This is a genomic window from Streptomyces sp. SID3343 (genome assembly GCF_009865215.1).
Taxonomy (GTDB): domain Bacteria; phylum Actinomycetota; class Actinomycetes; order Streptomycetales; family Streptomycetaceae; genus Embleya.
Genome location: NZ_WWJX01001513.1, coordinates 1 through 7,860 on the forward strand (window position 1 = coordinate 1; position 7,860 = coordinate 7,860).

At 70.0% G+C, this 7,860-nt stretch carries 6 protein-coding genes; 4 read left to right on the top strand and 2 right to left on the bottom strand.

Going from position 1 to position 7,860, the window contains the following annotated elements; all coding sequences use genetic code 11:
• Nucleotides 1-1,409 (bottom strand): hypothetical protein (locus tag GT354_RS47605; protein WP_161364040.1); only part of this gene is annotated, 1,409 nt, incomplete at its 3' end.
• A gap of 551 nt (nucleotides 1,410-1,960) precedes the next feature.
• On the opposite strand from GT354_RS47605, the gene GT354_RS47610 reads away from it, so the two are divergent.
• The 3 genes from GT354_RS47610 (at nucleotide 1,961) to GT354_RS47620 (ending at nucleotide 5,171) form a co-directional block, all read left to right on the top strand.
• Entirely contained in the window at nucleotides 1,961-3,358 is a 1,398-nt protein-coding gene (locus tag GT354_RS47610; protein ID WP_346012505.1) for an acyl-CoA synthetase, read from the top strand.
• A 110-nt stretch (nucleotides 3,359-3,468) separates the two neighbouring features.
• Nucleotides 3,469-4,353: a hypothetical protein gene (locus tag GT354_RS47615; RefSeq protein WP_161364042.1), complete on the top strand. Its 885-nt coding sequence runs from the start codon at nucleotides 3,469-3,471 to the stop codon at nucleotides 4,351-4,353.
• 239 nt (nucleotides 4,354-4,592) lie between these two features.
• Nucleotides 4,593-5,171, top strand: coding sequence for a TerD family protein (locus GT354_RS47620; RefSeq protein WP_161364044.1), 579 nt, complete (start codon nucleotides 4,593-4,595; stop codon nucleotides 5,169-5,171).
• 239 nt (nucleotides 5,172-5,410) lie between these two features.
• On the opposite strand, the gene GT354_RS47625 is transcribed toward GT354_RS47620, so the two are convergent.
• On the bottom strand, nucleotides 5,411-5,974 hold the full coding sequence (locus tag GT354_RS47625; protein WP_161364046.1) for a hypothetical protein: 564 nt from the start codon (nucleotides 5,972-5,974) through the stop codon (nucleotides 5,411-5,413).
• Between the two features lie 385 nt (nucleotides 5,975-6,359).
• On the opposite strand from GT354_RS47625, the gene GT354_RS47630 reads away from it, so the two are divergent.
• The coding region (locus GT354_RS47630; protein WP_161364048.1) for a biotin carboxylase N-terminal domain-containing protein at nucleotides 6,360-7,860 on the top strand (1,501 nt) is incomplete at its 3' end.

The window sequence follows — 7,860 nt, forward strand, 5'->3', positions numbered from 1 at the left end:
GGTGCCTTGTCGTAGCCCATGCCGGTGAAGTCGGCGTAGGACAACGGGACCGCCATGCCGCCGGCCATCACGTAGACGGTTCCGCCGCCGTTGTTGTAGGCGGTGACCACGGTCTTGTTCGGGAGCGGACGGGCCACCGCCGCCTGCAGCCAGGTTCCGGGAACGCCCATCAGCGGCCGGAGCCGGTAGTCGTCGGTGTCCCACTCGGCGCCCGAGATCGGCAGTGCGGCGCCGTCGACCATCACGTACCGGCTCGCGTCCGTGCCGGACTGGTTCATCAGTACGGTTCCGGTGGACGGAGTCCTCGAAACCGCGCTCCTGAGCCAGGTGCCGGGGACGCCCATCAGCAGCCGGGTGTCATAGCCGTTCGCGGTCCACTCGGCTCCCGAGATCGGCAGTGCGGCGCCGTCGACCATCACGTAGCGGCTCGCGTCCGTGCCGGACTGGTCCATCAGGACGAGTCCGGTGGAGGGCGTGCTGTTCGTCGCGGTTTGCAGCCAGGAGGTGGGTACGCCCATGTCGGGGCGGGTGTCGTAGCCGTCGGCGGTCCATTCCGCGCCGGTGATCGGCAGCGCCGCGCCGTCGACCACGACGTAGCGGTTCGCACCGCCGGCCTGGTCGTGGACGACCGTGCCGCTGGGCGGCGTGGTCGACAGGGCGTTGAAGGCCGCGTCGTCCACGATCACGATCTTGCTCAGGTCGTAGTGGTCGGGGCCCACGTCGGAGCCCGCGACGGGAAGACCGGCCCCGGCGATGATCACCTTGACGGAGGCGTTGTTCGCCGACTTCACCAACGTGCCCGAAGGCAACGTGGTCGGATTGACGGAGTCGTCGACGATCTTCTTGTAACGCAGGGCCTTGTAATCGCCGTTGGGGTGGCCGTCGAGTGTGGCGTTGATCGAGACACCGGTCCGGTGCACGACCGGCGTGTGGCCGAACGAGTAGTAGGAGAACGTGGTGTGCGCGTCGTCGTCCCACTTTTCGAACAGGATCACGTGGTCGTAGTAGGAGTTCAGGATGTCGCCCGGTTTGAGCTGCGAGCGCGGTATCTCGTACGTCTGGGTGTCCGCCAGACCCACGGTGTTCGGGCTGTAGCCCAGGTGCCAGGCCATGGAGACGTAACCGGAACAGTCCGTGCGATACGACGTTCCGGTGGAATCCCGGTACGAACCGCCCTGGTTGTACACGAAGTTCGCCCGCCGGTCGTACCAGTAGCGAGCCCGCTCCAGGACCTCGGAGCGGGTGATCGGTCCCGACACGGTGGAGTTGGCGGCCGCGGCTGCGGTGACGTGGGTGCTCGTCGCCTGGGCGGCGCCGGCGCCGAGCGCCGTCGTGACGACGGCGCCGGAGGAAACGATGGCGGCGGCCAGCGCGATGTGCACGAGTCGAGTGGAAGCCCTGGAAGGCATGGCGGTACCCCTGAATGTCGAAGTGGTGTGGATGGCCGAGTGGACTCGTCCGGGGCAGCCGTCCGTTGGGAACGGCCGTCGGGACGAGATCGCGGCGCTGGATCGCAGCTGATCAGCGAGTCGAACGCGACTCGACGCGCAGCGGAACGGAGAGGTCTCCGGCTACGCATCCTGCGGTGTGGCGCCGATCGAAGGCGACGTCCGGGCGTCGCTCCCTGTCGGCGAGTTACAGCTTCGTCGCAGGTCAGGGGCTGCGAAAGGGGATGAGGTCGGCCGGAAGAGGTCTGGGCCGGTTCCGGTCCGCCCTCCTCGTGGCTCCGGTGTGCGGCGGCTCGAACGCGCGGCCGGGCCGTCGACGGCGCGTAGCGATCCCGGATGCGTTGCCGACCTCCCGCACGCGCCCGCCTCGCACTCGGGGCCCGGCGTGGCGAATAGCATCGGGGCGGGGTCGGTTCGGTCGGCTCGTTCGGCTCGGTGTCGGTTCCGCTTTCGTTCGGTTCCGCTTTCGTTCGGTTCCGTTTTCGTTCGGCTCCGTTTGTGGAGGTTGCGTCGTGTTCCCACTCGTCTCCCGCGCTGATTCCGTGCCCGACCGGGCCGACGCGGTCACCGTCGCCGGCGAGGCGATGTCGCGGGAGGAACTGTTCGGGGCCGCCGCGGCGCTCGCGGATCGGATCGCGGGGGCGCCCTCGGTCGCGGTGCGGGCGACCGCCGAGATGTCGACCGTGGTGGCCGTACTCGCCGGGCTGCTCGCCGCCGTACCGGTCGTGCCCGTGCCGCCGGATTCGGGGCCGCTGGAGCGCGGGCACATCCTCGGCGACTCGAAGGCCGCGCTGCTGCTCGCGCCGGGGCCGTGGGACGATTCCGGGCTGCCGACGGTGCCGATCGACCTCGCCGCGCGGTCGGCGACCACGTACCCGGACCCCACGCCGGACGCCACCGCGCTGATCCTGTACACGAGCGGTACCACCGGTCCGCCCAAGGGCGTGTTGGTCCCGCACGCCGCGATCGCCGCCGGCCTCGACGGCCTTGCCGACGCGTGGGCGTGGACGTCGGAGGACACACTCGTGCACGGCCTGCCGCTGTTCCACGTGCACGGGCTGATCCTGGGCGTACTGGGCGCGTTGCGGACGGGGTCGCGGCTCGTACACACCGGCCGGCCCACGCCGCAGGCGTACGCCCAGGCCGGTGGCAGCCTCTACTTCGGCGTGCCCACCGTGTGGTCGCGGATCGCCCAGGACCCGGCCTCGGCCCGGGCGCTGGCCGGTGCGCGGTTGCTCGTATCCGGCAGCGCGCCGTTGCCGGTACCGGTGTTCGCGTCCGTCGCCGAGTTGACCGGGCACCGACCGGTCGAGCGGTACGGGATGACCGAGACACTGATCACGATCAGTACGCGCGCCGACGGCGAACGCCGGCCCGGCTTCGTCGGCCTGCCGATCGACGGCGTCCAGACGCGCCTGGTCGGCGAGGACGGCAGTCGCTGCGCGCACGACGGCGAAACCGTCGGCGAGCTGCAGATCCGGTCGGCGACGCTGTTCCAGGGCTACCTCGACCGCGCCGACGCGACCGCCGAAACGCTCACCCCCGACGGCTGGTTCAAGACCGGCGACGTCGCGGTGATCGGCGCCGACAACTGGCACCGGATCGTCGGGCGCGCGTCGACCGACCTGATCAAGACCGGTGGTTACCGAGTCGGCGCGGGCGAGGTCGAGAGCGCGCTCCTCGCCCATCCCGCGGTGCGCGAGGCGGCCGTGATCGGGGTCGCGCACCCCGATCTGGGCCAGGAGATCGTCGCGTTCGTGGTGCGGTCCGAAGAGGTGACGGAGCGTCAGCTAGTCGACTACGTCGCGAGCGGACTGTCGGCGCACAAGCGGCCGCGGCGCGTGGTGTTCGTGGCCGATCTGCCCCGCAACGCGATGGGCAAGGTGCAAAAGAAGCTGCTCACCGACTGATCGACCAACGGGCGGCTCCGAAGGGCGGACGGGTGGGCGCGCCGCCGGGGAACCCGAACGACGTGCGCTCCGTCTCAGTACCAGGGACAACGTCGGAGCAAGGAGTGACTGTGCGTCGAAATGCCGCGGTTGGGGTGCGGGGGCTCCGGGGCGTCACCGTCGCGGGGGCGGTGGTCGTGTCGCTGGGAATGCTGAGCGCGTGCGGTTCGGACGGGGAAAGCCCACTCTCGACGATTCGCAACTCGACCGGTGCGCCCACGGGTCCGGTCGCATCGCCGGGCGAGAGCGGGCTGACGTCCGGCCTGGACGAGAAGGTCGAGAACGAGAGCCTGAGCGTCGGGGAACTCGTGCGGCGGGCCAAGCAGTCCGCCGGCAAGATCAAGACCGTGCACGTCGTCGCCGACGTCACGTCCAAGGGCAAGGCGATGAAGCTCGACCTGCGCGTGGATCGCGCCAGCGAGAACTTCGTGGGCACCATCGAACAGGGCAGTGTGCGCCTGGAGGTTCGTCGGATCGGCAGCGCGATGTACATTCGCGGCGACGAGAGCGCCTACCGCACGTTGGTGGGCACGGTCGACGGAGAGATGGCCGCGAAGCTGCTCGCGGGCAAGTGGCTCAAGGGCTCGACCAACGACGACAGCCTGCGCAGCCTCCGCAACATCACCACGGTGGCCGACCCCGGCGCCGTGCTCAAGAGCTTCCCCGAGAACGGCGTCAAGCTGCCGACCGAGACCGTCAACGGCCGAAAGATGATCCCGCTCACGGGTCCCCCCGGCAAGGACGACGGCAAGGTCTACATCGAGGCCCAGGGCGGCAGGCCCTATCCGGTGATGGTCGTGTCCGAGGAGGCCGAGAACAGCGGGACGGTCAGCTACGGCGACTTCGACCAGCCGGTCAAGGTCGACCAGCCGCCGGCCGGTGATGTGATCGACATCCCCAAGCGCTCGTCGGCGAGCGCGACCCCGAGCTCGCCCAAGACGGGCGCGGCCGCCTGACGTAACGTCACTCACAATTCTCAGGTCACTCACGTTACTCACGACACTCACGACGCGAGCGAGTCTCGTGACGGACCGTCATGCGCGGTCGGCGTCACCACCGAACCAACTGAGATCATTCCAACACACCGTCAAAACCCGCCCCCGAGTGACCGATTCACGCCAAGATGCTGTCCATCCATGTGTCCGTCACCCGACGGTGCGCATCATTCGGGGGACCATCGCGGAGGGGAGTTGCGATGACGGTCGTTCTCGCACAAGGGGAACGCATCACCATCGGCAAGGAGGGGGCGCCGATCGGTCGGGTCCGGATGGGGCTCGGGTGGGACCCGATACGGCACGAGGGCCTGCGTCCGGGCCTGCAGGCGCTCACCGGCGTCGATCTGGACGCGTCCTGCCTGTTGTTCGACGCCGACGGTCACCTCGTCGACACGGTGTGGCCGCGGCAGTTGGTGTCCAAGGACGGTGCGGTCACGCACACCGGGGACAACACCACCGGCGCGGGCGAGGGTGACGACGAGTCGATCATCGTGGACCTCGCGGCCCTGCCGCTGCGCGTCACCACGCTGGTGTTCACGGTCAGCGCGTTCTCCAGCGACGACTTCTCGCGCGTGTCCGGCGCGTTCTGCCGACTCGTGGACGAGAGCGACGAGAGCGAGGTCGTGCGCTACGAACTGTCCGCGTCCGGCGCGCACAACGCGCAGATCATGGTCAAGCTGGGGCGCGGAGCGGGCGGCTGGGTGCTGACCGCGATAGGTCAGCCCGCCAAGGGCAACACGTTCAACGACCTGCTGCCCACGGTCCAGCAGTACCTGTAAACCCGGACAGCCGGACAGCCGGACAGCCGGACAGCCGGACAGCCGGACAGCCGGACAGCCGGACAGCCGGCGAAACCTGTGGACGCAATACCCGCCGGCACCCGTAGCCGACGGGAAGGCGGGCTACGCGAGCTGTGCGGCGAGCATCCCGCACGCGCGCGTAGTCCGCCGACACGTCCCGCGGCCCGGCGCCGGCCCCCGGACGGCCGCGACGCCGCGACGCCGGGTCCGGACACGGTTCAGAGCTTGACCAACGCCTCCTTCGCGAGGCCGACGAGCTGGTCCCTGGTGGGAGAGGGCTCGCCGCCACCCGCGTTGAGGGAGAACAACGCCGTCTCGTCGCCGCGCCCGACCGCGACCAGCAACACACCGCCGATCGTGCCGGGTTGGACGTAGACCGCGCTGTCGCCGAGGTCCGGGACCTTCTCGGTACGGACGTCGCCGAGCGTGCCCAGATACGCAGCCAGAGCCTTGTCCACACCGCCTGCGGTCTTCGAACGGGTGGCGATGGTACTGACCACCGGCGCGTTGTCGGGAGGCCCGTAGTCGCAACCCAGCGCGTTCGGCACGGCCGACAGACCTGGCATCGCAAGGGCCTTCGAGACCTGCTCCGCGGTCAGTACCGCGCACGCGTCGACCGTCCGCAGGTCGCCCGCCCCGCCGCTCCCGCCGCCCGTCCCGCCGTCCGAGGCGGTGGGCACGACCTGGTCGTCCTCCGCCTTCGTGTCGTCGTCGCCGCCACACCCGGCCGACAGCAACACGACGACCGACACCGCGGCCGTCAGGCCCATCCGAAACCGCACAGTGCTCCTCGTTTTCCGGCTCGCGCGAGCGAGCACCACAACCTCCGAGACCTCGCGCGAGCGACCACCACACGAGACTGTGTCGATCGTCTCGGTATCCACCCGCTTCGACAATGCCGACGCGTCTCGCGATGCGGGCTGCGAGGAAGGTCACAATGGTCCGGTCGAACCCGATAATTGCAGGTGAGAACGCATATTCGAGCAGCCCATGGGTGCCCGGCATGTGGACCGACCCTGCGGGGCACCTGCACACGTGTCCTAAAGTCACGCAGGTTCGACCCCGGTGCCTTGGCACGACCCAGGGCAAGGCACCCTGATCGTTCCGAGGCATCCCGTCCCGATTTCCCCCGCACCCGGACACCCCGGGCAAGGAGGTACGTAGCTCGTGATCCGCAAGCTGTTGGTGGCCAACCGCGGCGAAATCGCCGTGCGCGCCTTGCGCGCCGCCACCGAGCTCGACATCACCACGGTAGCCGTCTACGCGTACGAGGACCGTCACTCCCTGCATCGTCAGAAAGCGGACGAGAGCTACGAGATCGGCGAGCGAGGTCATCCGCTGCGCGCCTACCTCGACGTGGACACCATCGTCGGTGCCGCGCTCGCGTGCGGCGCCGACGCGATCTACCCCGGCTACGGCTTCCTGTCCGAGAACCCGCTGCTGGCCGAGGCGTGCGAGAGAAACGGCATCACCTTCGTCGGCCCCTCGGCCGCGGTGCTCTCGCTCGCGGGCAACAAGGTCCGGGCGCTGGAGGCCGCGAAGGGCGCCGGACTGCCGACGCTCCAAACCGCCGCGCCGCAGGCCGACGTGGACGCCCTCGTCACCGCCGCGGACGCGATCGGCTTCCCGATCTTCGTCAAGGCCGCCGCCGGCGGTGGTGGCCGCGGGCTGCGCAAGGTGGACCGCCGCGAGGACCTGCGCTCGTCGATCGAGACCGCGATGCGCGAGGCGCAGACCGCGTTCGGCGACCCGACGGTCTTCCTCGAAGAGGCCGTGATCCGCCCGCGCCACATCGAGGTACAGATCCTCGCGGGCGCCGACGGCGGCGTGGTGCACCTGTACGAGCGCGACTGCTCGATGCAGCGACGGCACCAGAAGGTCATCGAGATCGCGCCCGCGCCCAACCTCGCCCCCGAACTGCGGGACCGGATCTGCGCCGACGCGGTGCGCTTCGCCGAGGCCGTCGGCTACCGCAACGCGGGCACCGTCGAGTTCCTGCTCGACGAGCGCGGCCGCTACGTCTTCATCGAGATGAACCCGCGCATCCAGGTCGAGCACACGGTCACCGAAGAGGTCACCGGCATCGACCTCGTCCAGGCCCAACTGCGCGTCGCCTCCGGTGCCACGCTGGGCGACCTCGGTCTCGTGCAGAGCGAGATCCGGGTCCAGGGCGCGGCCCTGCAGTGCCGGATCACCACCGAGGACCCCGCGGCTGACTTCCGCCCCGACACCGGCACGGTGTCCGCGTACCGCTCGCCGGGCGGCGCGGGCGTGCGTCTGGACGGCGGCACGTACACCGGCGCCGAGGTGCTGCCGTACTTCGACTCGATGCTGGTCAAGCTGACCTGTCGCGGCCGGACCTTCACCGACGCGGTCGCCCGGGCCAAGCGCGCGGTCTCCGAGTTCCGCATCCGCGGCGTCGCTACGAACATCCCGTTCCTGCAGGCCGTGCTCGAAGACCCGTCCTTCCAGGACGGCCGGATCACCACGTCGTTCATCGACGAGCGCCCCGACCTGGTCCGCTCGCGCCCCGGCGCCGACCGCGGCACGCGACTGCTGGCCTACCTGGCCGACGTCACGGTCAACCGCCCCTACGGCCCGACCCCGGTCGCCATCGCGGTACCCAACACCAAGCTCCCCGCGCTGCCCGGCGGCGACCTGCCGGCCG

Coding starts and splice junctions, on each gene's coding strand:
- GT354_RS47620 (WP_161364044.1), top strand. CDS start 4,593: ATGACGGTCGTTCTCGCACAAGGGGAACGCATCACCATCGGCAAGGAG.